This is a genomic window from Pseudomonas sp. P2S-1 (genome assembly GCF_057197725.1).
Genome location: NZ_CM170068.1, coordinates 3,882,349 through 3,905,231 on the forward strand (window position 1 = coordinate 3,882,349; position 22,883 = coordinate 3,905,231).

The following is a 22,883-nucleotide window of genomic DNA, read 5'->3' on the forward strand; positions in this document are numbered from 1 at the left end:
GGCCTGATGCCCTCAGTCCCGCGCGGATGATGGCAGCAGTTCCAGCACGCGGTCGCGACCGCCTTCGGCCACCAGGTAGGTGCCACGGTCGGTCGGCACGATGGACTGCGGTGCCTTGAGGAACGACAGCACGGTACTCTGCCGGCCCTGTGGATCCACCAGCAACAGGCGGGCACGGTGGGTCGAGTCTTCACTTATCCACAGGCCGCGGTGGTCGCACATCAGGTAGGTCGGCTGGTTGAGGCCGCTGAGAATCACCGGATCGCTGTGGTCTTCGGTCAACTGGCGGACCACGCCGGCTTCCTTTTCGCTGTAGAGCAGACGACCGTCGCTGCAGCGGGTGATCGACTCGGTTTCCGTCAGGCCATCACGCAGCACGGTCAGCGAAGCGTCGCTCCAGCGGTAGCGCATCAGCCGGCCATCGCCCTTGCGGTCCTCGATGGCATACAGATCCTCGCCATCGTTCCACAGGCCCTGGACGTTGATGCCGGTGAACAACGGCGTGACCTGGCCATCCTTGAGCAGGCTGACCGGAGCCTCGCCCTCCTCCTGGCTGAACACCCAGCCGCCTTGCGCGGCGGTCATGCCATCAGGCTTGGACAGGTTGCCGACCAGGGTTTCCCGCTGGCCGTCAGGCTGGATCCGCACGATGCTGCCGCTGCTGCCGCGCAGCTCCTGGCTGACCATCAGCGAGCCATCGGGCAAGGGCGCCAGGGACGCCGCCTTGGGCACGGCGCGGTAGGCCACCTGGTAGCTCCAGTCGCCGGCCGCCTGCACCGGATAAAAGCTCTGCCAAGCAAAGAAGCCCAGCGCAGCGAGGATCAATGCGGCCAAGGCCAGCAGGAGCTGACGCACTAACGAGAAGCTTCGAGTCATGGATCAAACCGCCGTCAGGTGTTCATAGAGAATGGTCGCGCCCACCAGCATCAGCACCACGCCACCGACGATCTCGGCACGCTTGCCGACCACGGCGCCAAGCACACGACCGAGCATCACGCCAAGGGTGACCATCACGCAGGTGGCCATGCCGATGGCCGCCGCCGCGACCAGGATATTCACGTTGACGAAGGCCAGCCCCACGCCCACCGCCATGGCATCGATGCTGGTGGCGAACGCGGTCACGGCGAGGATGAAGAAGGAGTGCTGGCTGGCTTTTTCTTCGGTTTCGTCTTCGTGCTTCAGACCGTTGTAAATCATATGCAGGCCAAGTGCCAGCAATAGACCGAAGGCGATCCAGTGGTCCCAGTTTTCCACGTACTGCACCGCGACCTGGCCGATGCCCCAGCCGACGATGGGGGTCATGGCTTCGATCACGCCGAAGATCAGGCCGGTGCGCAGGGCTTCGCTGAAACGCGGTTTATGCAGGCTCGAACCTTTGCCGATAGCGGCTGCGAAGGCATCGGTGGACATCGCCATGGCGAGGAAGAAAAGGGAAATCGGGTTCACGGTTTCTATCCAGTCGGGCTATGAGTCAACGACGCAACCACACGCCCGACTTCAGGCATGGATGCATCGTTGGTCTCGCCAACCAGAAGGTGTTCACGCCACGGCTGCTGCCGAGAATGTTGACGCGAACGCTCCTGACCGAGGGTCAGGAACAGGCTACTCCCCAACAAGGGTGGCCAATATAGTGGCCCGGATGTGAAAAAAACATCAACCGAAAAAGGCTTTTCCTACGCCTCGCGTCTGTTCAGCCAACGGAAAACAGGTTCGGCCATCAGGATCACCACCAGCAGGCGCAGGGTCTGCATGGCGGTGACCAGGGGCACGGCGAGCTTGAGGGTTTCGGCGGTCAGGCTCATTTCGGCGATGCCGCCGAGCATCATGCCGAGGGTCAGGGACTGGAAGTCGATGCCGGTCAGGGCGCCCAGGCCCAGGGCGCAGAGGAAGGCCACCGCGCCCATCAGCAGGGTTGCCATCAGGCTGCGGGCAATAAAGCGCGGGGCGCCCTTGAAGAAAGAGCGGTCGAAGTAGCAGCCGAGGCTGCTGCCGATCAGCAACTGGGCGACCTGGCTGGCGCCGTCGGGCAGGCCGAGGTGCAGGTCGAGCACCGAGCAGAAGCCGGCACTGACGAACAGCGGACCGAACAGCCAGGGGTTGGGCTTGCGCAGGCGTTGCAAGGCCCAGGCGGCGGCACCGCCGAGCGCGGCGATCAGCGCCAGCCATTGCCAGTCCACGGCCCCGGCGTTGTGGCCGGCGTGGCTGGGGCTGCCCATCAGGAACTTGAACAGTGCCGGCACCGTGAGTACCACCAGGATCACCCGCAGGGTCTGCGCCGCCGCGACCCGATGCAGCACTGCGCCGTTGCGCAGGCCGAGGTTGACCATTTCCGCCGAGCCACCGGGCATCGAGGAGAAGAAGGCGGTGGCGTTGTCCTCACCGCCGTGGCGCATCCACCAGACGGCGATGGCGCCGGCAGCGGTGGTGACCAGGGCACCGGCGAGGATCACCACGAAGTTGGCGGCGATCTGCTCGATGACGTAGGCGTTGAAGTGGAAACCGATGCCAATGCCGACGATCCACTGGCCGCTCTTGCGCCCGCCCGGGACAGCGGGGACATGCCAGTGGAAGGTGCAGCGGACGAACGCGACGGCGACCAGGGCGCCGACCATCCAGGGCAAGGGCCAGTGAACCCAGGTGGCCAGCAGGCCGCCCACGCAGCCGATCAGCAGGGTGGCGAGGTAGAGCACGGGGCGGGTCTCGGAAGGACAAGAACCGCAGGGTAGAGGGATTTGGACTGAGTTAGAACTGGTGGATGGGCAAGGCTGGGTTCTTGGTTGGAGAACTCTGCTGCCTGTACTGGCCCTATCGCTGGCAAGCCAGCTCCCACAGAGATCACCTCAGGCCTGAGACCTGCGCTGTACCTGTGGGAGCTGGCTTGCCAGCGATAGGGCCCTCAAGAAAACATCAGAGGTTCTGATCGAGGAACGTCACCACAGTCCCCATGCACGCCACCCGCTCTTCCACATGCGGCATATGGCTGGAGTTCTCGAACAGCGCCCAGCGAATCCCCGGGATCAGGTCCAGGTACGGCTTGACCACCAGCGGCGTGGCCTCGTCATAACGCCCGGAAATCAACAGGCTTGGCACATTGATCCGCGGCAGGCGGTCGACGATGGTCCAGTCCTTGGTGTTGCCGATTACATGGAATTCGTTCGGCCCGGTCATGGCGTGATACACGGTCGGGTCGGCATCGACCTGGGCGAAGGTCCGCGCCACTTCGTCCGGCCACGGGTTGAGACGGCAGACGTGACGGTCGTAGAAGACCCGGGTCGCGGCGATATAGTCGGCGGCGGTGAAATCGCCTGCTGCTTCATGGCGCAGCAGGGTGTCCTGCACCTCCTGCGGCAGTTCCTCGCGCAGGCGGTTGGCTTCCTTGACCCAGGTGCGCATGTCCGCCGGCGAGTTGGCGATCACCAGGCAACGCAGCCCGGCCGGACGCCGCACCGCATGCTCGCTGGCGAGCATGCCACCCCAGGACTGGCCCAGCAGCGCGTAGCGCTCGCGGATGCCCAGATGGTCGAGCAGGTTGTCCAGCTCTTCGAGGAACAGGTTCACCGTCCAGAACGACGGCGGCATGTCCGGCAAATGGGTCGAGCGCCCATTGCCCAACTGGTCATAGTGGATGACCGGATAGCCACCGGCCGCAACGTCCTTGTAGGCATCGACGTAGTCATGGGTACAACCCGGGCCGCCATGCAGGATGACCAGCGGGGTGCGCCCGCACTCCAGGTCTCCGGTGATGCGGTACCAGGTTTGATGACTACCGAAAGGGGCAAAGCCTTCACGCGATTTGATGAGTTCCATTTCATCCGGCTCCGTGCGAATCGTAGGACACACCATAGCCGCCCCGGCGTTCAGGCATAACTAGAGAATTCTCTAGGTTTTCGCGAAATGTCCGGTATCAGTCGTCCAAAAGCCGGTAATGCACGGCACGGGCTACCGCTTGCACGCGATTTTTCGCACCCAGCTTGTGCATGGCCGAGGTCAGGTGCAGGGAAATGGTCGCCAGGGAGCGGTTCAGTTGTTCGGCGATCTGCGCAGCGGTGAGGCCCTCGGCCGCCCAGCACAGGCATTCGCGCTCGCGTCGGGTGAGGCGGATGACCTTGGGCGAACATTCCTTGTCGAGCAGCGGATAGGCGGCTTCCTGCAGGGCATGGGCGATCAGGCTGAAGTCGGCGAGGTGCTCGCGGGCGTCCTCGAGGTCGCTCCTGCTGGCCTGCGGGCGCAAGCCGGTAAGGGTGGCGAAACCGCCGCGCGGCAGATGGATCGGGACGGTCACACCGCACGCCAGTTGGACATCCTGCAGGTAACCAACCACCGGCGCATGGCGGCTGTCGATGAAGCGCTGGAGGATGGTGTCGCCCTTGGGCTGGTAGGACCAGACGAACGGGGAAATGGAGGTCACCGCGAGATGCTGCACCGGGTCGATCTGGTAGTAGCCTTCGGCGCACCACAGGTCTTTCCAGTCTTCGGGGGTGTTGCGCACCCGCAGGATCGCCGGGGTGATGAGCTCGCCGACATGGTCGAGCGGGACGGGGCTGTAGTCGTACACCAGGGCTTCGAAGCCCAGGTCCGCCGCGACGTCGGCGACGCTGTCCATCTGCTCGTCCAGGCTCCTGCCAGACAACAGACGATGATCGAGATCAGCCAGTTTGGCCTGCATTCCTTGCACTCCTGCGTGTATACCCCTGTTGGATTTCCATCTTGAAGTCCGGCAAGTAGAATGCCACGGCCTGGCGCGGGACTGCCACCACAAACCTATAGGAAATACTAGCTTGTGGGCGCCGTCGTCTCCTGCGCAGGGTATAGCTCCAGCCATTGCCAACCAGGAGAGTAGCGATGTGGCGTGAGATGCAACCTGACCAGCAGTTCGGCGTGACGGTCGATGGCCACGATCTCGTGGTGTACAGCTACGGCGAAGGCGACGAGGTGCTGCTGCTCCTCAACGGCGGCCCAGGGCTGCCCTGCGACTACCTGCGTGAAGCCCATTCGTGGCTCAAGGACAAGGGTTTGCGCGTGGTCACCTTCGACCAGCTGGGTACCGGCCAGTCCGCCCGCCCCGATGACCCGACGCTGTGGAACATCACCCGCTACGTCGCCGAAGTGGAAAGCGTGCGCCAGGCCCTCGACCTCGGCCAGGTCCACCTGCTCGGCCATTCCTGGGGTGGCTGGCTGGCGATCGAATACGCCGTCCATCATCCCGAGGCACTCAAGAGCCTGATCCTGGAAAACACCGTCGGCGACATCCCGCACCTGTCCAGCGAACTGGAACGCCTGCGCGGCGCCCTCGGCAGCGAGACCGTGGCGATGATGCAGCGCTTCGAAGCCATGGGGCAGCTCGACCACCCGCAATACCAGGCCGCGATCACCCTGCTCAACTACCGCCATGTGTGCCGCCTCGACGAATGGCCGGCGCCGGTGCAGCGTTCCCTCGGCGACTGGAACATGGGCCCGTACACCGCGATGCAGGGGCCCAACGAGTTCCTCTACATCGGCAACCTCAAGGACTGGAACCGCCTCAAGGAAATGGGCGACTTCCGCATGCCGGTGCTGATCACCACCGGCCAGCACGACGAACTTACCCCGGCCTGCGCCATGCGCATGAAGCTGGCCCTCAAGGAGGCCGAGCTGCATGTGTTCCCCAACAGCAGTCATATGCCGTTCTACGAAGAGCCCGAGGCCTACTCCGCGGTGCTGCTGGACTTTCTCCAGCGTCACCGGGGCTGACCGATGAACCTGGCGCGCTACCGCTTCGTCCTCACCCGCCCGCTGCAATTGCTGCCGGTATTGCTGGGCATCAGCCTCATCACCTTCGTGCTGGTGCGCTCGATCCCCGGCGACCCGGCGCGGGTGCTGCTGGGCGCGCGCAGCACGCCGGATGCGATCCAGAAGATCCGCGCCCAGTTCGGCCTCGACGAGCCGATCTGGGTGCAGTACCTGTATTTCCTGAAGAACCTGCTCAACGGCGACCTCGGCCAGTCCCTGCTGTACCGGGTCGATGCGTTGAAACTCATCGCCACGCGGATCGAGCCGACCCTGATGCTGGTGTTCGGCAGCGTGCTCCTGGCCCTGCTGATCGCCGTGCCGCTGGCGACGATCGCCGCACGCAGCAAGGGCGGCTGGGCCGATAACCTGATCCGCCTCTTCACCACCGCCGGCCTCGGCCTGCCGGCGTTCTGGCTGGGGCTGATGCTGATCCTGCTGTTCAGCGTGCACTGGGGCCTGTTCCCGGTGTCCGGCTACGGCCGCGAATGGCCGGACAAGCTGCACCATCTGGTGCTGCCCTGCCTGACCATCGCCCTGGCGCTGTCGGCGGTGCTGGTGCGCAACCTGCGGGCGAGCATGCTGGTGGAGATGCAGTCCGACCAGGTCACCGCCGCCCGCGCCCGCGGCCTCTCGGAAAACGCGGTGTTCCGCCGCCATGTGCTGCCCAACTCGATGGTGCCGACGGTCAACCTGCTGGCCGTGAACATCGGCTGGCTGATCAGCGGCACCGTGGTCATCGAGAGCCTGTTCTCCCTGCCCGGCATCGGCCAGTTGCTGGTCCGCGGGATCTTCACCCGCGACTACATGGTGGTGCAGGGCGTGGCCATGGTCATGGCCTGCGCCACGGTGGCGGTGAATTTCATCGCCGATATCGTCACCACGGCCATCGACCCGCGAGTGAAGATCCAATGAGCAGCCCCGCCGTCGTTGTGCCGACCCGCTGGCGCCTGCGCTGGAACCTGGGTGATGGCCGGCTGACCCTGTATGTCGGCCTGGCCATCGTCCTCGGCTGGGGCCTGCTCGCCCTTCTCGCCCCATGGGTCGCGCCCTATGACCCGCTGCTGCAGAACGGCGACCTGCGCCTGGCCGCACCGAGCCTGGCGCACCCCTTCGGCACCGACAACTTCGGCCGCGACATCCTCTCGCGGGTGATCTGGGGCGCACGCATCGACCTGCAGATGGCCCTGGTCGGGGTGATTTTCCCGTTCCTCCTCGGCACCTGCATCGGCGCGATCTCCGGCTATATCGGCGGGCGCCTGGACGCGGTGTGCATGCGCCTGATCGATATCGTCCTGGCCTTTCCCTTCCTGGTCCTGATGCTGGCGATCATGGCCATCCTCGGCCCGGGGCTGGGCAGTTTCTATATCGCCATGGCCCTCGTCGGCTGGGTCTCCTATGCGCGGCTGATCCGCTCGCAGATCCTCATCCTCAAGGAAAGCGACTTCGCCCTGGCGGCGAAGAGCCTCGGTTTCAGCCACCGGCGCATCCTTTTCGGGCACCTGATGCCCAATGCGCTGTTCAGTTCGGTGGTGTTCTGCATGTCCGACGCGGTGCTGGTGCTGCTCAACGGCGCGGCGGTCAGCTACCTGGGCCTCGGCGTGCAGCCACCCACCGCCGAGTGGGGCACGATGGTTGCAGAAGGCCAGAGCTTCATTACCAGCGCCTGGTGGATCTGCACCTTCCCGGGCCTCGCCGTGGTGACCCTGGCGATGGGCTTCAGCCTGCTTGCCGACGGTGTCGCCGAACGCCTGGGAGACCGTTCATGAACACGCCGCTGTTGCAGGTCGAGGACCTCAGCGTGATCGCCCGCATAGAGCAGCGCGATATCGCCGTGGTCGATCGCCTGTCGTTCAGCCTTGGCGAAGGCGAGATCCTCGGTTTGGTCGGCGAATCCGGCTCGGGCAAGACCATGGCCTGCCGCGCCCTCATGCGCCTGTTGCCCTCGCCGAAACTGCGCCTCGAAGGCACCGCGGTGCGCCTGGGCGGCACCGACCTGTTGACGCTGGACGATGCCGGCATGCGCCGCATGCGTGGCCGCCAGTTGGGCATGATCTTCCAGAACCCCAGCAGCCACCTCGACCCGCTGATGCGCATCGGCGAGCAGATCGCCGAGGGCATCCGCCTGCACCAGGGCGCCTCGCGCCGGGAAGCGCGGGCCGAAGCCATCGAGGTGCTGCGCCAGGTCGGTATTCCCGACCCGCAGTCCCGGGTGGACAACTACCCCCACGAATTCTCCGGCGGCATGCGCCAGCGGGCGATGATCGCCGTGGCCCTGGGCTGCAACCCGAAAGTGCTGATCGCCGACGAGCCGACCACCGCGCTGGACGTCACGGTGCAGGCACAGATCCTCCGCCTGCTCCTGGACCTGCGCGACCGTCGCGGGCTGTCGATGATCCTGATCAGCCACGACCTCGGCGTGGTCGCCCAGACCTGCGACAGCATCGCGGTGATGTACGCCGGGCGCCTGTGCGAACACGGCAGCAAGACCGGGATCCTGTCGCGCCCGCAGCACCCCTACAGCGCCGGCCTGCTCGCCTGCCACCCGGCGGCGCACAGCGGCCAGCGCCTGATGAACACCATCGGCGGACAACCTCCACTGCTCGGCGACATGCCCACCGGCTGCCGCTTCGGCCCGCGCTGCACCCAGGCCTCGCCGGTGTGCCGCGAGCACCTGCCGGAACTGCGGGAAACCTCACCTGGCCATCGCCTGGCCTGCCATACGCCGCTGCTGGCCGGAGTCGCCTCATGACCACGCTGTTGCAGGTCAAGGACCTGCAGGTGCAATTCCCCGCCGCCGGCAGCGGCCTGTTCAGCCTGCGTTCGCGCAAGGTCAGCGCGGTGAATGGCGCTTCGCTGCAACTGGCCGCCGGGGAAACCCTCGGCCTGGTGGGCGAATCCGGCTGCGGCAAGAGCACCCTGGCCCGGGCCATCCTGCACCTGAACCCGGTGGCCGGCGGGCAGATCCTCTTCGACGGCATCGACATGGCCCAGGGCAGCCAGGCCGATATCGCCCGCCTGCGCCACGAAACCGCGATGATCTTCCAGGACCCGTACACCGCACTGAACCCGCGCCAGCCCATCGGCGACATCATCGCCGAGGTGCTGCGGGTGCAGCGCAAGGTGCCCGAGGCACAGGTGCCGGCGCGGGTCGCCGAGTTGCTGACCCTGGTCGGCCTGCGCCCGGAACTGGCCGAGCGCAAGCCGCGCTCCCTGAGTGGCGGCCAGTGCCAGCGGGTCGGCATCGCCCGCGCCCTGGCCGTGGAACCGCGGCTGATCATCGCCGACGAATGCGTCGCCGCCCTCGATGTGTCGATCCAGGGCCAGATCATCAACCTGCTGCTGGAACTGCGCGAGCGCATGAACCTCGCCCTGCTGTTCATCACCCACGACCTGACCGTGGTGCGCCGCCTGTGCGACCGGGTGGCGGTGATGTACCTCGGGCGGATCGTCGAGGAAGGCCCCGTGCAGGAGGTCTTCGATTCGCCGCGCCATCCCTACACCGCCGCGCTGATCCAGTCCATCGCCGATATCGACCCGGCCCGCCGCCTGCCCGAGCAGCCGCTGCCGGGCGAGCCACCGAGCCCGCTGCACCTGCCGGCCGGCTGCGCCTTTCACCCCCGTTGCCGCCATGCGCTGCCGGCTTGCCGGGACAGCGCACCACCGACTCATTCCCTGGGCGCACGGCAATACGCCTGCGTCCATACGGAGCCGTTGTTCTGACATAACGACAATTCATCAAATGGAGCTTGAGCATGAAACCCGGAGCATTGAAGTTACTCACCGCCGCCCTGCTGGCCGCCAGCGCCCTGACCAGCGGCATCGCCCACGCCGCCGGGGTACTGACCATCGGCTGCCGTGAGGAAACCACCACCTTCGACCCGATCAAGAGTGCCCAGAACCGCGACAGCTGGGTCTTCGCCAACGTCTACGACGTGCTGGTCCGCGTGGACAACAGCGGCACCCAGCTGGTCCCGGGCCTGGCGGAAAGCTGGAAGGTGTCCGACGACGGCCTGACCTACACCTTCAAGATGCGCAATGCCAAGTTCTCCGACGGCTCGCCGATCACCGCCGAGGATGCCGCCTTCTCGCTGCTGCGCATCCGCGACAACCCCGGTTCGCTGTGGGCCGACTCCTACAAGATCATCGACACCGCCAAGGCGGCCGACGCCCACACCCTGGTCGTGACCCTGCACAGCAAGTCGGTGCCGTTCCTCGCCCTGCTCGGCACCGCCAATATCTCGATCCTGTCGAAGCAGGCGATGGAAAAACTCGGCGAGGAAGAATATGCGCAGAACCCGGTGGTGTCCGGGGCCTTCAAGGTCAAGGAATGGCTGCGTGGCGACCGCGTGATCCTGGAGAAAAACCCGGCGTTCTGGCAGGCCGACAAGGTCAGCCTGGATGGCGTCGAGTGGATCTCCATCCCGGATGACCGCACGCGCATGATGAAGGTCCAGGCCGGCGAGCTGGACTCGGCGATCTTCGTGCCGTTCACCCAGGTGGACGAGTTGCAGAAGGACAAGCAGGTCACCATCCATATCGACCCGTCGACCCGCGAAGACCATCTGCTGATCAACCACTCCAAGGGCCTGCTGGGCAAACAGGAAGTGCGCGAGGCCATCGACCTGGCGATCGACAAGAAGGCCCTGGTCAGCACCGTCACCTTCGGCCATGGCGAAGTCGCCTACTCGTACATTCCCAAGGGCGCGCTGTACCACAACGCCGACAACCTGCAACGCCCGTATGACCCGGCCAAGGCTCGCGAACTGCTGAAGAAGGCCGGTGCCGAAGGGCTCAAGGTCAACTACGTGGTCAACGCCGGCAACGAGGCCGACGAACAGATCGCCGTGCTGGTGCAGAAGCAGCTGGCGGACGTCGGCATCACCGCCAACCTGCAGAAGGTCGACCCGACCCAGAGCTGGCAGATGCTGGTGGACGGCGACTACGACCTGTCGGTGATGTACTGGACCAACGACGTGCTCGACCCGGACCAGAAGACCACCTTCGTCCTCGGCCATGACGCCAACCAGAACTACATGACCCGCTACCAGAACGACGAGGTCAAGCAACTGGTGGCTGCGGCGCGGATCGAGACCGACCCGGTCAAGCGTGGGCAGATGTACCAGGAGTTGCAGAAACTGGCCAAGCACGATGTGAACTGGATCGACCTGTATTACAGCCCGTACATCAACATCTCGCGCAGCAATATCCAGAACTTCCTGCAGAACCCGCTGGGGCGCTTCACGCTGGAAGAGACGGTGAAGCTGGCGGATGGGGTCAAGACCGCGCAGAACTGAGTCGCCTTCGGGGACCGCTTTGCGGCCCAATCGCTGGCAAGCCAGCTCCCACAGGTCCGGCGGTGCACACGGACCCTGTGGGAGCTGGCTTGCCAGCGATTGAGGCCACCACCGTCCTGAAGACTTACCTCAACCCCATCTGCCCCCGCAAAAACCCATACAACCCCGTCGCACTCTTGCGATACCCCTCCGCCGTCAGGTGAATCAGATCCCCCCGCGCCAGCCCTTGCGCCTGCCAGCGCTCGATCGAGCACTCGCCCCCCATGAAGCCCTGCCAATCCCAGAACAGCGCCCCGACCTTCTTCGCCTCTTCCCGCTGACTGGCGACGATCCCCGCCAACGCCTGCGGTACCCGCGCCGCACAGCCCTGCGCGCCGCGCTGGCGAATCGAGTCCGGCGGCCCGACCAGCACGATCACCGCCCGTGGCAACTGCCGGCGCAGCTCGCCCAGGGTCTGCGCCAGTTGCTCGCGATACTGCGCCGGGTCGAAGCGCGGATCGAAGGCTTCATTGGTGCCGTAGGCCAGCAGCACCATGTCCGGACGCAAGCCCTTCAGGCTGTCCTGCCAGCCCGCCTGCCACTTGTTCATCACCGCCAGTTGCGCGCCGTTGATCCCCAGCGCGGACAAGGTCACCCCGGCATTCTTCTGCCCCTGGACCCACCAGCCGCCCAGTGCCAGCCCGGCCGGTGCTTCCACCGACAGCTCCAACGGCAGCCGGGCATTGTTCAACAGCGGGCTGAAACGCCACTCGCCGCCCGTCGCCGCCAGCATCACCCGGCGATCCGGGTTCTGTTCGTCACGGGCATGCAGGCCACTGTGCTGCTGCGCCTGGTACAGCGCCGAGACCCGGTAGCGCTGCTCATCCGGCTGACGCGCGTCGATGCGCACACTGGCCTTGTCTACCTGCGGCAAGGCCAGGTAGCCCCCCAACGGGAACTGCTCGCTCTGCTGGTTGCGCGCCGAGACCAGTTTCCACTGCGACTCGGCCGCCTTGAGCACGACCTGCTCGTAACGCGTGCCTGGCACCGGCATGGCCGAGACCAGACCGATGCCACCGTCGCCGTAATCCTTCTGGAACAAACGGCGCAACTCACCGCTGAACAGGTCGGCGGCAGTATGCGAATCACCGAACTGGACGATGTTCACCGGCGCCCGCGCCGCCACGCGCAGCTTGCTTGCGAGCAGGCCCAGGTTGCCATCGCGGCTCAGGGCTGCGGCCGGGCCGCTGGCGAGCAGACCGCCCAGCAATACGAAAAAAAGCACTCGACGCATCTCAATGCCCCGTCACGGTAGGGCCGGGGAAGGCGATCAGCGCCAGCACCTGGTTGGCGATCAGCTTCTGCCCGGGAATGGTGAAATGGATGCCATCGTCGGCCCGGGTGCGCAGTTGCCCGCCCTGGCCGTTGTGAACGGTAGTGGAAAATTCGTCGCCCTTGTAACCGAGCACAACGTTGGCCGACACGTAATGCTGGCCATGCCGCTGCGCCTGCTCGCGGTACAGCCCGCTGAGATAGGCCATGGCGGTGGACAACCGCGCCTGCTGCATGTTCGGCGGCCCGACCCAGATCACTTGCACGCCGCGGGCATGGGCCTGGTCGAGAATCGCATCGATGCGCTGGCGATAGCTCAGCTCCCAGGCCGGGGTGCGGAAACGCAGGAACGGCTTGCCCTTGCCCTGGGGCATATCCCACGGGTCGTTGGGGCCGAGGAAGACCACCATCAGGCGAATGCGCGGACGCTCGCCCAGGGTCTTCGCCACCGTCTGCGGCCAGTTGAAAAAGCCCGGGTAGGCCAGCCCGGTGCTCTGCCGGCTGAGGTTGATGCTGCGAATGCCGTAGCGCTTGAGCAGGGTATTGGACAGGTGCGGCGCCACGCCCTGCATCATCGAATCGCCGACCAGGAAGACTTCGTCGCCGCTGTTCAGGGTGACCCGCGGCGACACCGGGATGGCCGGCAGCACCGGCGCCGGCCTGGCCACCGCAACCGCCGCGGGCGCCGGTGGCTGCCTGGCGGGTGCAGGTTTGGCCGGCGCAGCATCGAGTGTCACCGTCACCACCGGGATATTCGGCGGCAGCTCCACCACCGCAGGGGGCGGCGCAGGCTCAGGCTCGGCAGCGGCCACGAGCGGCTGCCCGTCGAGGCTGTCGAAGAAGCGCTCACGGGCATCCACCAGGGCCTGATTGAGGTGTCCACCCAGGCGCCACCCGGGACTTTCGCCCAGCAACGGCAATTCGCACGTCTGGTGATAGCGCTGCTGGCAGTACAGGCTCAGGGATTGCTGGTTGAGCCAGCCCAGCAACACCGCGCAGAACAGCAGCGCGTAAAGCACCCGCAATGCTCCGAGTTGCGTGCGCAGCAACTGGCGATTGTCAGAAACCGGCATAGATGAACCCCGGCACACCGGACGGCGCGGCAAAGATCACCACCGCCAGGAACAGCGCGAACGGCAGCGGGTAGAACTGCCACGGCAAGCGGGTGGTCGCCGCGAAGCCCCCGCGCAACAGCGCCACGCTCTGTGGATAAATCCCCAGCGCAACGACGCACGCCAGCAACAGCACACCACTGTCGCCGAACAGATCGGCGGCTGACAGCCCGCCCAGCATGTCCAGCGCGCCCTCCAGGCTGGTGCTGCGGAAGAAGATCCAGGCGAAGGCCACGTAATGGAAGGTCAGCACCCGGCCCAGCCACGCACTGCCCGACCAGCCCAGCCGCGCATACAGCTTGTACAGCGCCAGTCCGAGCCCGTGCAGCGCGCCCCAGATCAGGAAGTTCACGCTCGCCCCGTGCCACAGCCCGGAGACCAGCATCGCCACGAACATGGACAGCGTCGCCAGCCAGGCGCCATGACGGTTACCACCCAGCGGGATATACACGTAGTCGCGGATGAAGGTGGACAGGCTGATATGCCAGCGGCTCCAGAACTCGCGCAGGTTGCGCGCGACATAGGGCACATCGAAGTTCGGCGGCAGGCGAAAGCCCAGCAGCAGGGCGATGCCGGTGACCAGGTGGGTGTAGCCGCTGAAGTTGAAATAGATCTGCAGGCTGTAGCCGTAGACCGCGAGAAGGATCTGCGCCGGGCTGAAGTTGCCCGGCGTCTCGAACACCGGATCGACCCAGGCGCCGCCCAGCCAGCCGCTGAGCAGGAACACCTTGACCAGCGCCAGCCCGATCAGGCCCAGCGCCCGCTGCGGTTCCAGCACCTGGCGCAGGCGCGTGGTGCGGATCTGCGGCAGCATCTCCCCGGCGCGATTGACCGGCCCGGCGACCAGGCTGGGGAAGAACGCCAGGTACAGGGCCAGGTCCAGCGGCGGTACCGGGTCCAGCTCGCGGCGGTTGATCGACACCACGTAGCTGACCGAGTGGAAGGCGTAGAAGGAAAAACCGATCGGCACCAGCAGTTGCAGGACCGGCAACGACAGCTTCAGCCCGAGCCCCGCCAGCGCCGCCTGGGCAGCGGCGACGAACAGTTCCTGGTACTTGAACAGGTAGAAACCGCCCAGCACCAGCGCCAGCAGGGCCAGGTTGGCGAACCAGCGCCCTGGCCAGCGTGCCGCCAGCAGGCCGAGCAGGTACACCAGCAGGGTGTAGCCGAACAGCACGTACAGGGCGAAGGGGCTGAAGCTCGCCACCAGCCCGTAGCTGCCTGCCAGCAACAGGGTGTTCTGCAGCCGGGTGCTCCAGCACAGGCTCCAGTACAGGACGAAGAAGAGGATGAAGCACAGGCCGGATTCGATGGAAAGAAGGCTCACAACCGGGTCCATGGATGAGACGTGAGGAAAGGAATGCCCCCGGACGCTGAGCGGGCGAGATTATGGCAGAGCGCCATAACTGCTCACAACGCGGGCACGGGAATGCGACCGAAGAAACTGCCGCTGATTTGCCCCGGGTGCCCTGCTCTGCTAGTGTCGCGCCGTTCCGAACCGCCACCGAGACAGACGCCATGGCCCGAAAAAAAGCCGCCATCGATTTCGAGCAATCCCTCGCTGACCTGCAAGCCCTGGTCGAGCGCCTGGAGAACGGCGAGCTGTCGCTGGAAGACTCGCTGACCGCCTTCGAGCAAGGTATCCGCCTGACCCGCGACTGCCAGGGCGCCCTGACCCAGGCCGAGCAGAAGGTGCAGATCCTCCTGGAGCGCGACGGCGAACTGGCCGCCGAGCCCTTCGACGCGGAACAGGCCGAATGATCCGCGCCTACCAGACCGCTTGCCAGGCCCGGGTCGACGCCGCCCTGGAGCCGCTGTTCCAGGCCCCCTCGGTGGAACTCACCCGGCTTTACGAGGCCATGCGCTACAGCGTGATGAACGGCGGCAAGCGCGTCCGTCCGCTGCTCGCCTATGCCGCCTGCGAAGCCCTCGGCGGCGCGGCCGAACAGGCCAATGGCGCGGCCTGCGCGGTGGAGCTGATCCACGCCTATTCCCTGGTGCATGACGACCTGCCGGCGATGGACGACGACGACCTGCGTCGCGGCCAGCCGACCACCCACAAGGCCTTCGACGAAGCCTGCGCGATCCTCGCCGGCGACGGCTTGCAGAGCCTGGCCTTCAGCGCCCTGCTCGACCCGTCCCTGAGCCGGCAGAGCGACGCCACCCGCCTGGCCATGGTGCAGACCCTGGCCAAGGCTGCTGGCCCCGCCGGCATGGTCGGCGGCCAGGCCATCGACCTGGGTTCGGTGGGCCTCAAGCTGGACCAGACCGCCCTTGAATTCATGCACCGGCACAAGACCGGCGCGCTGATCGAAGCCAGCGTGCGCCTTGGCGCCCTGGCCAGCGAACGCGCTGGCGAAGCCGAACTCAAGGCCCTGCAACAGTACGCCCAGGCCATCGGCCTGGCGTTCCAGGTGCAGGACGACATCCTCGACGTGGAAAGCGATACCGAGACCCTGGGCAAGCGCCAGGGCGCCGATATTGCCCGCGACAAGCCGACCTACCCGGCGCTGCTCGGCCTGGAAGCGGCCAAGGCCTATGCCCTTGAGTTGCGCGACCAGGCGATCGAGGCCGTGCGGCCGTTTGACGCAGCCGCCGAACCGCTGCGGGCGCTGGCTCGCTACATCGTCGAACGCCGCAACTAAAAGCCCCATACCCGCTCTTGTAGGAGCGTGGCTTGCCCGCGATGGACCGCGCAGCGGTCCCAAAATGGTGTGGTCACTAAGATCCTGGGACCGCTATGCGGTCCTTCGCGGGCAAGCCACGCTCCTACAGTGAACGGCGCCGATTCCCATCGAATGTGCAGTCTCTCCCCAATGGGGTAAACTGCCGCGTCTTCAAACCTATAACGACTCGCCTGATGCCCACGACGTTTCAAGAGATCCCCCGCGAACGCCCGGTCACGCCGCTCCTGGACCGTGCCGCCACGCCCGCCGGCCTGCGGCGTCTGGCCGAAGCCGACCTGGAGAACCTGGCTGACGAACTGCGCCAGGAACTGCTCTACAGCGTCGGCCAGACCGGCGGCCACTTCGGTGCCGGCCTGGGCGTCATCGAGCTGACCATCGCCCTGCACTACGTCTTCGACACCCCCGACGACCGTCTGGTGTGGGACGTCGGGCACCAGGCCTATCCGCACAAGATCCTCACCGGTCGCCGCGAGCGCATGAACACCCTGCGCCAGAAAGACGGCCTGGCCGCCTTCCCGCGGCGCAGCGAGAGCGAGTACGACACCTTCGGCGTCGGCCACTCCAGCACCTCGATCAGCGCCGCCCTGGGCATGGCCATCGCCGCCCGCCTGCGCAACGAGGCGCGCAAGTCCATCGCGGTAATCGGCGACGGCGCCCTGACCGCCGGCATGGCCTTCGAGGCGTTGAACCACGCCCAGGAAGTCAACGCCGACATGCTGGTGATCCTCAACGACAACGACATGTCGATCTCGCGCAACGTCGGCGGGCTGTCCAACTACCTGGCCAAGATCCTCTCCAGCCGCACTTACGCGAGCATGCGCGAGGGCAGCAAGAAGGTCCTCTCGCGCCTGCCCGGCGCCTGGGAAATCGCCCGCCGCACCGAGGAATACGCCAAGGGCATGCTGGTCCCCGGCACCCTGTTCGAAGAGCTGGGCTGGAACTACATCGGCCCGATCGACGGCCACGACCTGCCGACCCTGATCGCCACCCTGCGCAACATGCGCGACCTCAAGGGCCCGCAGTTCCTGCATGTGGTGACCAAGAAGGGCAAGGGCTTCGCCCCGGCCGAAGTCGACCCGATCGGCTACCACGCGATCACCAAGCTGGAACCGCTCGACGCCCCGGCCGCCGCCCCCAAGAAAGCCGGCGGACCGAAGTACTCCGCGGTGTTCGGCCAGTGGCTGTGCGACATGGCCGCCGCCGACGAGCGCCTGGTGGGCATCACCCCGGCGATGAAGGAAGGCTCCGACCTGGTGGCCTTCAGCGAACGTTATCCACAGCGCTACTTCGACGTGGCGATCGCCGAACAGCATGCGGTGACCCTGGCGGCGGGCATGGCCTGCGAAGGCTCCAAGCCGGTGGTGGCGATCTACTCGACCTTCCTCCAGCGCGCCTACGACCAGTTGATCCATGACGTCGCGGTGCAGAACCTCGACGTGCTGTTCGCCATCGACCGCGCCGGCCTGGTGGGCGAAGACGGCCCGACCCACGCCGGCAGCTTCGACCTGTCGTACCTGCGCTGCATCCCCGGCATGCTGGTGATGACCCCGAGCGACGAGAACGAACTGCGCCGCATGCTCAGCACCGGCCATCTGTACGACGGCCCGGCCGCCGTGCGCTACCCGCGGGGCAGCGGCCCGAACGCGCCCATCGAGGACAGCCTGGAACCGCTGGAAATCGGTAAAGGTGTTGTTCGCCGCCAGGGCAGCAAGGTCGCCCTGCTGGTGTTCGGCGTGCAACTGGCCGAAGCGCTGAAAGTGGCCGGGACGCTGGACGCGACCGTGGTCGACATGCGCTTCGTCAAGCCGCTGGACGAGGCGCTGGTGCTGGAGCTGGCGGGCAGCCACGAGCTGCTGGTGACCCTCGAAGAGAACGCCATCATGGGCGGCGCCGGTGCGGCGGTGGGTGAGTTCCTGGCTCGCGAAGCCGTGCTCAAGCCCTTGCTGCACCTGGGGTTGCCGGACGTTTATGTCGAGCACGCCAAGCCGGCGCAGATGCTGGCCGAGTGCGGGCTGGATGCTGCGGGGATCGAGGCTTCGGTGCGCAAGCGCATGGATCTCCTGGGCCTCTAAGGGCCTCATCGCTGGCAAGCCAGCTCCCACAGGTTCAGCACATACCTCAAGACTTGTGCAGAACCTGTGGGAGCTGGCTTGCCAGCGATTGCAATGGACCTATCAATGAAACTCCTCCGCCTGACCTCTATCTTTCTCTTTCTTCCGACCCCCTTGTTGGCCGCCCCCATCGACCGCGACAGCGCCCTGAAGCTCCCCGACGTAGTCATCAGCGCCAACCGCCAGGTCGAAGACCGCAGCCAGTCCAGCGCCGCCACCACGGTCTTCACCCGCGACGATATCGAGCGCCTGCAAGCCAGCAGCGTCAGCGACCTGCTGATCCGCGTCCCCGGGGTGCAAGTTGCCCGCACAGGTGGTCGCGGCAGCCTGCCGGGCATCTTCATCCGCGGCACCAAATCGGCCCAGAGCCTGGTACTGGTGGACGGCCAGCGCATCGCCAATACCTCGTCCGGCGACAGCGGCCTGCAATACCTGAACATCGAGCAGATCGAACGGGTGGAAGTGCTGCGCGGCTCGCGCTCGGCGATCTACGGCAGCGATGCCATGGGCGGAGTGATCCAGATCTTCACCCGACGCGGTGTCGAGCAAGGCCTGCAGGCCCGACTGCGCCTGGCTGCCGGCAACCACAAAACCTTCGAACGCAGCCTCGGCCTGTCCGGCGGCGACGGCCGCACCCGCTTCAGCCTCGGCGCCAGCCTGGATGAAAGTGCCGGCATCGACGACACACGCCAGTCGTACCCCAGCGACCAGGACCACGACGCCTCGCGCAACCGCTCGCTGAGCCTGAACCTGTCGCACCAGCTGAGCGATGACCTGGAAATCGGCGCCAGCCTGCTGGACAGCCGCGGCCGCCGCGAATTCGACAACCCCTACGGGCTGTACGTCGAAGAGACCGGACAACTCCTGCCCCAGGCGCCCTACACCGACTTCGCGGTGAGCAGCGTCAGCACCCACATCGCCGCGCAACTCACTGAGCAATGGCACTCACGCCTGGAACTGGGCCACAGCGAAAACCGCGACCGCAGCCGCGACAAGCTGAGCGACGCCGAGGATGTCTACAACACCTACCGCGATTCGCTGAGCTGGCAGAACGACGTCGATCTCGACGAGCAGCACAGCCTGCTGCTCGGCGGCGATGCCTGGATAGACCGCCTGCGCGCCAGAACCGATTTCAGCGAGGACAGGCGCTGGAACCGCGCGGTGTTCGTCCAGCATCGTTACCAGGGCGAGCACTTCTCCACCGAACTGGGCCTGCGCCGCGACCGCAACCAGCAGTTTGGCGGGCAGAACACCTGGAGCGGCAGCCTGACCTTGCCGTTGAACGCGGACAACGACCTGCTGCTGTCCTACAGCGAAGGCTTCCGCGCACCGACCTTCAACGACTTGTATTACCCCTTCGCCGCCAACCCGGACCTCAAGCCCGAGCATTCGAAAAGCTACGAGCTGCAATGGCGCAGCCAACTGAGTACCGACAGCCGCCTGGAAACCTCGCTGTACCGCACCGACCTGCGCGACGCCATCGTCTTCCGCGACACGGCGCCGTACAACGTCAGCAAGGCACGGATCATCGGTTTCGAAACGACCCTGACCCAGGACTGGTGGGGCTGGCAGAGCCAATTGGGCGTGGCGCTGATGGACCCGCGTGACCTGGACAACGGCCATACCCTTGAGCGCCGGGCCCGGCGGACCCTGAGCCTGGACCTGGACCGGCAATTCGACCGGTTTGGAATGGGTGCCTCGTGGCAGGCAGTCAGCAGCAGCTACGCCGATGCGGCCAACCAGCGCTCCCTCGGCGGCTACGGCCTGCTCGGCGCCCGCGCCAGCTGGACGCTGACCCCGGACGTGCGCCTGGACCTGAAAGCCGAGAACCTGCTGGACAAGAACTACGCCCGCAGCCAGTACAACTACGCCGGCAACTTCTACGGCTATCGCGAGGAAGGCCGTACCTGGCTGCTGGCGATCAGTTGGACGCCGGACCTTTAGCCAGGGCCTCGCAGAGTTTCGCAGTGGCCTCGAGCATCTGCCCGCTGGGGCGTTCGAGGCCCTTGTCCGGCACCCGCAGCAACCGACCGTCACGCACTGCACTGACCTGCCGCCAGGGCTTCCAGGCATCCAGCTGCGCCTGATCGCCTGCCACGATCACCTGCGGATCCCGCTGCAGGACGCTTTCGATGCTCACCTGAGGCGCCGGCAATTCCAGGTCCTCGAACAGGTTGCGTGCCCCACAGACCTTCAACGCATCACTGATGATCTGCCCACCACCGACGGTGTACAGCGGCTTGTCCCAGACCTGATAGAACACCCGCAACGGCTGCTCGCGGTGATAACGCGTGCGCAGCTCGGCGAGCCGCGCACGCAGTTGATCCGCATAGCGCGCTCCGGCCTCGGCACGCCCAAGGCGCTCGCCGATAGAGGCAATCTGGGTGATCAGGCTGTCGAGGTCACGGGGTTCGGCACTGACCAGTGCAATCCCCAAGTGCTCAAGCTGCGCACGCTGGGCAGGGGGCACGCTGGCGGGCCAGAGCAGGATCAGGTCGGGCTTGAGGCTGAGCAGGCGCTCCAGGTCGAGCTGGCCATAGCGCCCCACGGACGGCAGTTGCGCCAGTTCAAGCGGGCGCTCGCCGCCATCGAGTACGCCCACCAGCAGGTCGCTGGCCTGCAGTTCAACGACGATTTCCGACAGCGAAGGCGCCAGGCTGACCACCCGTGGCGCGGCCGCCAGCGAGCCGGCGCAGGCCAGCAGCCCCAGCAGGAGCCAACGGCGCATCAGGCCAACTGACGGGGAAGACGGTAGAGGTAGAGGATGACCACGCTGGAGATCGCCAGGAGGATCTGCGGCACCGCCTCCAGCCCGACGAACACCGACAGCGCGGCGACCCAGGCCGGCAGGCAGGCTAACAGCATGCCCAGGCGACGCACCCGCGCCAGCTCGATCCAGGCAGCCGGCTCGGCCTCGCTGTCGAGGGCCTTGCCGGTGGCGATCAACGCGTGCTTGTACGGACCGAAACGCGGCAGGGTGAGGAACATCGAGGCGACGCCACCGATGAACATCGGCATGGCCAGGATCGGGATGATCGGCTCCATGCCGCCGAAGGCCCAGGCGAACACGATCAGCGGCGCCAGCGCCACGGCCAGGTATTGCCACCAGGCCAGGGTCAGGCGGGTCCGTACCTGGCTGCGGGTCACGCGCGACCGGCCTCGCCCTGGTGCTCGTTGCCCATCATGTGGCCGAGCTTGCCGGCCTTGGTGGCCAGGTAGTGCTTGTTGTGCGGGTTGTGCCCGGTGTGCAGCGGCACGCGCTCGGCGACGACGATGCCCATGTCGGTCAGGGCCTTGACCTTGCGCGGGTTGTTGGTCATCAGGCGCAGCGCGGTCACGCCAAGATGCTCCAGCATCGGCCGGCACATGGCGTAGTCACGCTGGTCGGCGGCGAAGCCCAGGCGCTCGTTGGCCTCGACCGTGTCGGCACCGCCATCCTGCAGCTCGTATGCGCGGATCTTGTTCAGCAGGCCAATGCCACGGCCTTCCTGGCGCAGATAGAGGAGTACGCCACGCCCTTCCCGGGCAATGGCTTGCAGGGCTGCTTCGAGCTGCGAACCGCAATCGCACCGCTGGCTGAACAGGGCATCGCCCGTCAGGCACTCGGAATGCAGGCGACCCAGCACCGGCTGGCCGTCGGCGACATCACCGAGGCTGAGCACGACGTGCTCGCGGCCGGTGGCTTCGTCGAGAAAACCGTGCATGGTGAAAGTCGCGAAAGGAGTAGGCAGCTTGGAAGCGGCAACGAAAACGACGGGCACCTTGTGCTCCTGATATGCATGAAAATTGACGTGGGCCGATTGTAACAGCAGCTTGCCGCACCTGCTTATGCTGAATTACTGGGGCAAAAGATCGAAAAGTTCGATGCTGACCGGCCTATTTAAAGGGCTTACCGAACGGATAAGGCTGCTTCCAGCGCTCGAAAATCGGCTTCAGCGCGCCACTGGGCACCAGCACGTCCATACGTTTGTCGAACAGGTCGCGCAGCGCCTTGCCCTCCGGCGTGTTGCCAAATGCCAGATACAAAGGCAGTTCCGCCACATGGGTGCTGCGGAATTTCTCCGGATGCTGGGCCTGGGCCCGGACGTAGTTCACTTCGGTCTCGGCATCGATATAGAAATCGACCCGCTCGCGCTCGAGCATCGGCAAAATGCCGTCGCGGCGCTGCACTTCGCGGTAGTAGCCGACGTTCGGCAGGTAGTTCTGGTAGTCGTAGCCACGTACCCAGGACAGGCGGTACTGGCCGATAGTGTCCTTGGTCGGCAGCGGCTTGCTGACCAGCCCCAGGGCATAGATATGGTCGGAGTCGAAATTCCAGCGCGGGTAGAGGTTGTCGGAATGCTCTTCGTGATAGGAACCGACCCAGGCATCCGCCTCACCCCGTTTGACCAGGCCGATGGCGCGGGTGTACGGCGCCGTCAGCGGCCGTACCTTGACCCCCGCCGGCTCGAAGACCATGCGCAGTACATCCCAACCGACACCCGTGCCGTCGGCATTGGTGTAGTCCTGCCAGGCCTCGCTGGCCAGGCGCACCTCGGCCGGCAGGTCATCAGCCCGCACGACACCCAGCATCCCGGCCAGCATGGCTACCAGCAACAG

The 22,883-nt window shown here is 65.9% G+C and carries 22 protein-coding genes and 1 riboswitch; of the genes, 10 read left to right on the plus strand and 12 right to left on the minus strand.

Features of this window, described 5'->3' with window-relative positions; genetic code table 11:
* Nucleotides 1-12: 12 nt before the first annotated feature.
* From AC2CQI_RS17260 to AC2CQI_RS17280, 5 genes are all read right to left on the minus strand, one after another.
* Nucleotides 13-876: an SMP-30/gluconolactonase/LRE family protein gene (locus AC2CQI_RS17260; RefSeq protein ID WP_484577418.1), complete on the minus strand. Its 864-nt coding sequence runs from the start codon at nucleotides 874-876 to the stop codon at nucleotides 13-15.
* Between the two features lie 3 nt (nucleotides 877-879).
* Nucleotides 880-1,446, minus strand: a complete 567-nt coding sequence (gene mntP, locus AC2CQI_RS17265) for a manganese efflux pump MntP (protein ID WP_484577419.1) — start codon at nucleotides 1,444-1,446, stop codon at nucleotides 880-882.
* Nucleotides 1,447-1,449: 3 nt separating this feature from the next.
* Nucleotides 1,450-1,618: riboswitch (yybP-ykoY riboswitch) on the minus strand.
* A gap of 55 nt (nucleotides 1,619-1,673) precedes the next feature.
* The gene (locus AC2CQI_RS17270; protein ID WP_484577420.1) at nucleotides 1,674-2,690 is read right to left on the minus strand and encodes an AbrB family transcriptional regulator; all 1,017 of its coding nucleotides are present in this window, start codon (nucleotides 2,688-2,690) and stop codon (nucleotides 1,674-1,676) included.
* A 217-nt stretch (nucleotides 2,691-2,907) separates the two neighbouring features.
* Nucleotides 2,908-3,807 carry a proline iminopeptidase-family hydrolase gene (locus AC2CQI_RS17275; protein ID WP_075805044.1) on the minus strand — a complete coding sequence of 300 codons (900 nt, stop codon included), beginning with the start codon at nucleotides 3,805-3,807 and terminating at the stop codon, nucleotides 2,908-2,910.
* 97 nt (nucleotides 3,808-3,904) lie between these two features.
* Nucleotides 3,905-4,666: a LuxR family transcriptional regulator gene (locus AC2CQI_RS17280; RefSeq protein ID WP_484577421.1), complete on the minus strand. Its 762-nt coding sequence runs from the start codon at nucleotides 4,664-4,666 to the stop codon at nucleotides 3,905-3,907.
* A 176-nt stretch (nucleotides 4,667-4,842) separates the two neighbouring features.
* Here AC2CQI_RS17280 and AC2CQI_RS17285 point away from each other — a divergent pair, with 176 nt between their 5' ends.
* Genes AC2CQI_RS17285 through AC2CQI_RS17310 form a run of 6 tightly spaced genes read left to right on the plus strand, consistent with a single transcriptional unit; the run spans nucleotide 4,843 to nucleotide 11,063 of the window.
* A complete protein-coding gene (locus AC2CQI_RS17285) occupies nucleotides 4,843-5,730 on the plus strand; it encodes a proline iminopeptidase-family hydrolase (RefSeq protein WP_484577422.1) in 888 nt (295 codons plus the stop codon).
* A 3-nt stretch (nucleotides 5,731-5,733) separates the two neighbouring features.
* Nucleotides 5,734-6,681, plus strand: a complete 948-nt coding sequence (locus AC2CQI_RS17290; protein WP_484577423.1) for an ABC transporter permease — start codon at nucleotides 5,734-5,736, stop codon at nucleotides 6,679-6,681.
* Complete coding sequence (locus AC2CQI_RS17295) at nucleotides 6,678-7,535, plus strand: ABC transporter permease (RefSeq protein ID WP_484577424.1); 858 nt, start codon at nucleotides 6,678-6,680, stop codon at nucleotides 7,533-7,535. The genes AC2CQI_RS17290 and AC2CQI_RS17295 overlap by 4 nt, the downstream gene beginning before the upstream one ends.
* Complete coding sequence (locus tag AC2CQI_RS17300) at nucleotides 7,532-8,518, plus strand: ABC transporter ATP-binding protein (RefSeq protein WP_484577425.1); 987 nt, start codon at nucleotides 7,532-7,534, stop codon at nucleotides 8,516-8,518. The genes AC2CQI_RS17295 and AC2CQI_RS17300 overlap by 4 nt, the downstream gene beginning before the upstream one ends.
* Nucleotides 8,515-9,489 (plus strand): ABC transporter ATP-binding protein, encoded by a 975-nt coding sequence (locus tag AC2CQI_RS17305; RefSeq protein ID WP_484577426.1) that lies wholly within the window; start codon nucleotides 8,515-8,517, stop codon nucleotides 9,487-9,489. The genes AC2CQI_RS17300 and AC2CQI_RS17305 overlap by 4 nt, the downstream gene beginning before the upstream one ends.
* Nucleotides 9,490-9,521: 32 nt before the next feature.
* Nucleotides 9,522-11,063, plus strand: coding sequence for an ABC transporter substrate-binding protein (locus tag AC2CQI_RS17310; RefSeq protein ID WP_484577427.1), 1,542 nt, complete (start codon nucleotides 9,522-9,524; stop codon nucleotides 11,061-11,063).
* Between the two features lie 124 nt (nucleotides 11,064-11,187).
* Here the strand turns inward: AC2CQI_RS17310 and AC2CQI_RS17315 are convergent, their stop codons facing one another.
* The 3 genes from AC2CQI_RS17315 to AC2CQI_RS17325 are packed head-to-tail and all read right to left on the minus strand — an operon-like array spanning nucleotide 11,188 to nucleotide 14,813.
* Nucleotides 11,188-12,336, minus strand: a complete 1,149-nt coding sequence (locus AC2CQI_RS17315) for an SGNH/GDSL hydrolase family protein (protein ID WP_484577428.1) — start codon at nucleotides 12,334-12,336, stop codon at nucleotides 11,188-11,190.
* A gap of 1 nt (nucleotide 12,337) precedes the next feature.
* Nucleotides 12,338-13,447, minus strand: a complete 1,110-nt coding sequence (locus tag AC2CQI_RS17320) for an SGNH/GDSL hydrolase family protein (protein ID WP_484577429.1) — start codon at nucleotides 13,445-13,447, stop codon at nucleotides 12,338-12,340.
* Entirely contained in the window at nucleotides 13,434-14,813 is a 1,380-nt protein-coding gene (locus tag AC2CQI_RS17325; protein WP_484577430.1) for an MBOAT family O-acyltransferase, read from the minus strand. Before AC2CQI_RS17325 ends, AC2CQI_RS17320 begins: the two co-directional genes overlap by 14 nt.
* Before the next feature lie 191 nt (nucleotides 14,814-15,004).
* On the opposite strand from AC2CQI_RS17325, the gene AC2CQI_RS17330 reads away from it, so the two are divergent.
* The 4 genes from AC2CQI_RS17330 to AC2CQI_RS17345 all read left to right on the plus strand — a co-directional run bounded on the left by AC2CQI_RS17330 (nucleotide 15,005) and on the right by AC2CQI_RS17345 (nucleotide 20,228).
* Entirely contained in the window at nucleotides 15,005-15,247 is a 243-nt protein-coding gene (locus AC2CQI_RS17330; protein ID WP_064302083.1) for an exodeoxyribonuclease VII small subunit, read from the plus strand.
* Entirely contained in the window at nucleotides 15,244-16,131 is an 888-nt protein-coding gene (ispA, locus tag AC2CQI_RS17335) for a (2E,6E)-farnesyl diphosphate synthase (RefSeq protein WP_075805055.1), read from the plus strand. Before AC2CQI_RS17330 ends, ispA begins: the two co-directional genes overlap by 4 nt.
* A gap of 215 nt (nucleotides 16,132-16,346) precedes the next feature.
* Nucleotides 16,347-18,245 (plus strand): 1-deoxy-D-xylulose-5-phosphate synthase, encoded by a 1,899-nt coding sequence (dxs, locus tag AC2CQI_RS17340; protein ID WP_484577431.1) that lies wholly within the window; start codon nucleotides 16,347-16,349, stop codon nucleotides 18,243-18,245.
* 105 nt (nucleotides 18,246-18,350) lie between these two features.
* Nucleotides 18,351-20,228, plus strand: a complete 1,878-nt coding sequence (locus tag AC2CQI_RS17345) for a TonB-dependent receptor domain-containing protein (RefSeq protein WP_484577432.1) — start codon at nucleotides 18,351-18,353, stop codon at nucleotides 20,226-20,228.
* On the opposite strand, the gene AC2CQI_RS17350 is transcribed toward AC2CQI_RS17345, so the two are convergent.
* The 4 genes from AC2CQI_RS17350 to AC2CQI_RS17365 form a co-directional block, all read right to left on the minus strand.
* The gene (locus AC2CQI_RS17350) at nucleotides 20,206-21,012 is read right to left on the minus strand and encodes a cobalamin-binding protein (RefSeq protein WP_484577433.1); all 807 of its coding nucleotides are present in this window, start codon (nucleotides 21,010-21,012) and stop codon (nucleotides 20,206-20,208) included. The genes AC2CQI_RS17345 and AC2CQI_RS17350 overlap by 23 nt on opposite strands.
* Nucleotides 21,012-21,431 (minus strand): MFS transporter, encoded by a 420-nt coding sequence (locus tag AC2CQI_RS17355; protein ID WP_075805058.1) that lies wholly within the window; start codon nucleotides 21,429-21,431, stop codon nucleotides 21,012-21,014. Before AC2CQI_RS17355 ends, AC2CQI_RS17350 begins: the two co-directional genes overlap by 1 nt.
* The gene (gene ribA, locus AC2CQI_RS17360; RefSeq protein ID WP_075805059.1) at nucleotides 21,428-22,045 is read right to left on the minus strand and encodes a GTP cyclohydrolase II; all 618 of its coding nucleotides are present in this window, start codon (nucleotides 22,043-22,045) and stop codon (nucleotides 21,428-21,430) included. The genes AC2CQI_RS17355 and ribA overlap by 4 nt, the downstream gene beginning before the upstream one ends.
* Nucleotides 22,046-22,160: 115 nt before the next feature.
* Nucleotides 22,161-22,868 (minus strand): substrate-binding periplasmic protein, encoded by a 708-nt coding sequence (locus AC2CQI_RS17365; RefSeq protein WP_484580632.1) that lies wholly within the window; start codon nucleotides 22,866-22,868, stop codon nucleotides 22,161-22,163.
* Nucleotides 22,869-22,883 lie beyond the last annotated feature (15 nt).

Excerpts from the sequence above, each read along its gene's own strand:
- AC2CQI_RS17260 (WP_484577418.1), bottom strand. The coding sequence starts at position 876 with ATGACTCGAAGCTTCTCGTTAGTGCGTCAGCTCCTGCTGGCCTTGGCC.
- AC2CQI_RS17275 (WP_075805044.1), bottom strand. The coding sequence starts at position 3,807 with ATGGAACTCATCAAATCGCGTGAAGGCTTTGCCCCTTTCGGTAGTCAT.
- AC2CQI_RS17280 (WP_484577421.1), bottom strand. The coding sequence starts at position 4,666 with ATGCAGGCCAAACTGGCTGATCTCGATCATCGTCTGTTGTCTGGCAGG.
- AC2CQI_RS17285 (WP_484577422.1), top strand. The coding sequence starts at position 4,843 with ATGTGGCGTGAGATGCAACCTGACCAGCAGTTCGGCGTGACGGTCGAT.
- AC2CQI_RS17290 (WP_484577423.1), top strand. The coding sequence starts at position 5,734 with ATGAACCTGGCGCGCTACCGCTTCGTCCTCACCCGCCCGCTGCAATTG.
- AC2CQI_RS17295 (WP_484577424.1), top strand. The coding sequence starts at position 6,678 with ATGAGCAGCCCCGCCGTCGTTGTGCCGACCCGCTGGCGCCTGCGCTGG.
- AC2CQI_RS17300 (WP_484577425.1), top strand. The coding sequence starts at position 7,532 with ATGAACACGCCGCTGTTGCAGGTCGAGGACCTCAGCGTGATCGCCCGC.
- AC2CQI_RS17305 (WP_484577426.1), top strand. The coding sequence starts at position 8,515 with ATGACCACGCTGTTGCAGGTCAAGGACCTGCAGGTGCAATTCCCCGCC.
- AC2CQI_RS17310 (WP_484577427.1), top strand. The coding sequence starts at position 9,522 with ATGAAACCCGGAGCATTGAAGTTACTCACCGCCGCCCTGCTGGCCGCC.
- AC2CQI_RS17315 (WP_484577428.1), bottom strand. The coding sequence starts at position 12,336 with ATGCGTCGAGTGCTTTTTTTCGTATTGCTGGGCGGTCTGCTCGCCAGC.
- AC2CQI_RS17320 (WP_484577429.1), bottom strand. The coding sequence starts at position 13,447 with ATGCCGGTTTCTGACAATCGCCAGTTGCTGCGCACGCAACTCGGAGCA.
- AC2CQI_RS17330 (WP_064302083.1), top strand. The coding sequence starts at position 15,005 with ATGGCCCGAAAAAAAGCCGCCATCGATTTCGAGCAATCCCTCGCTGAC.
- ispA (WP_075805055.1), top strand. The coding sequence starts at position 15,244 with ATGATCCGCGCCTACCAGACCGCTTGCCAGGCCCGGGTCGACGCCGCC.
- dxs (WP_484577431.1), top strand. The coding sequence starts at position 16,347 with ATGCCCACGACGTTTCAAGAGATCCCCCGCGAACGCCCGGTCACGCCG.
- AC2CQI_RS17345 (WP_484577432.1), top strand. The coding sequence starts at position 18,351 with ATGAAACTCCTCCGCCTGACCTCTATCTTTCTCTTTCTTCCGACCCCC.
- AC2CQI_RS17350 (WP_484577433.1), bottom strand. The coding sequence starts at position 21,012 with ATGCGCCGTTGGCTCCTGCTGGGGCTGCTGGCCTGCGCCGGCTCGCTG.
- AC2CQI_RS17365 (WP_484580632.1), bottom strand. The coding sequence starts at position 22,868 with ATGCTGGCCGGGATGCTGGGTGTCGTGCGGGCTGATGACCTGCCGGCC.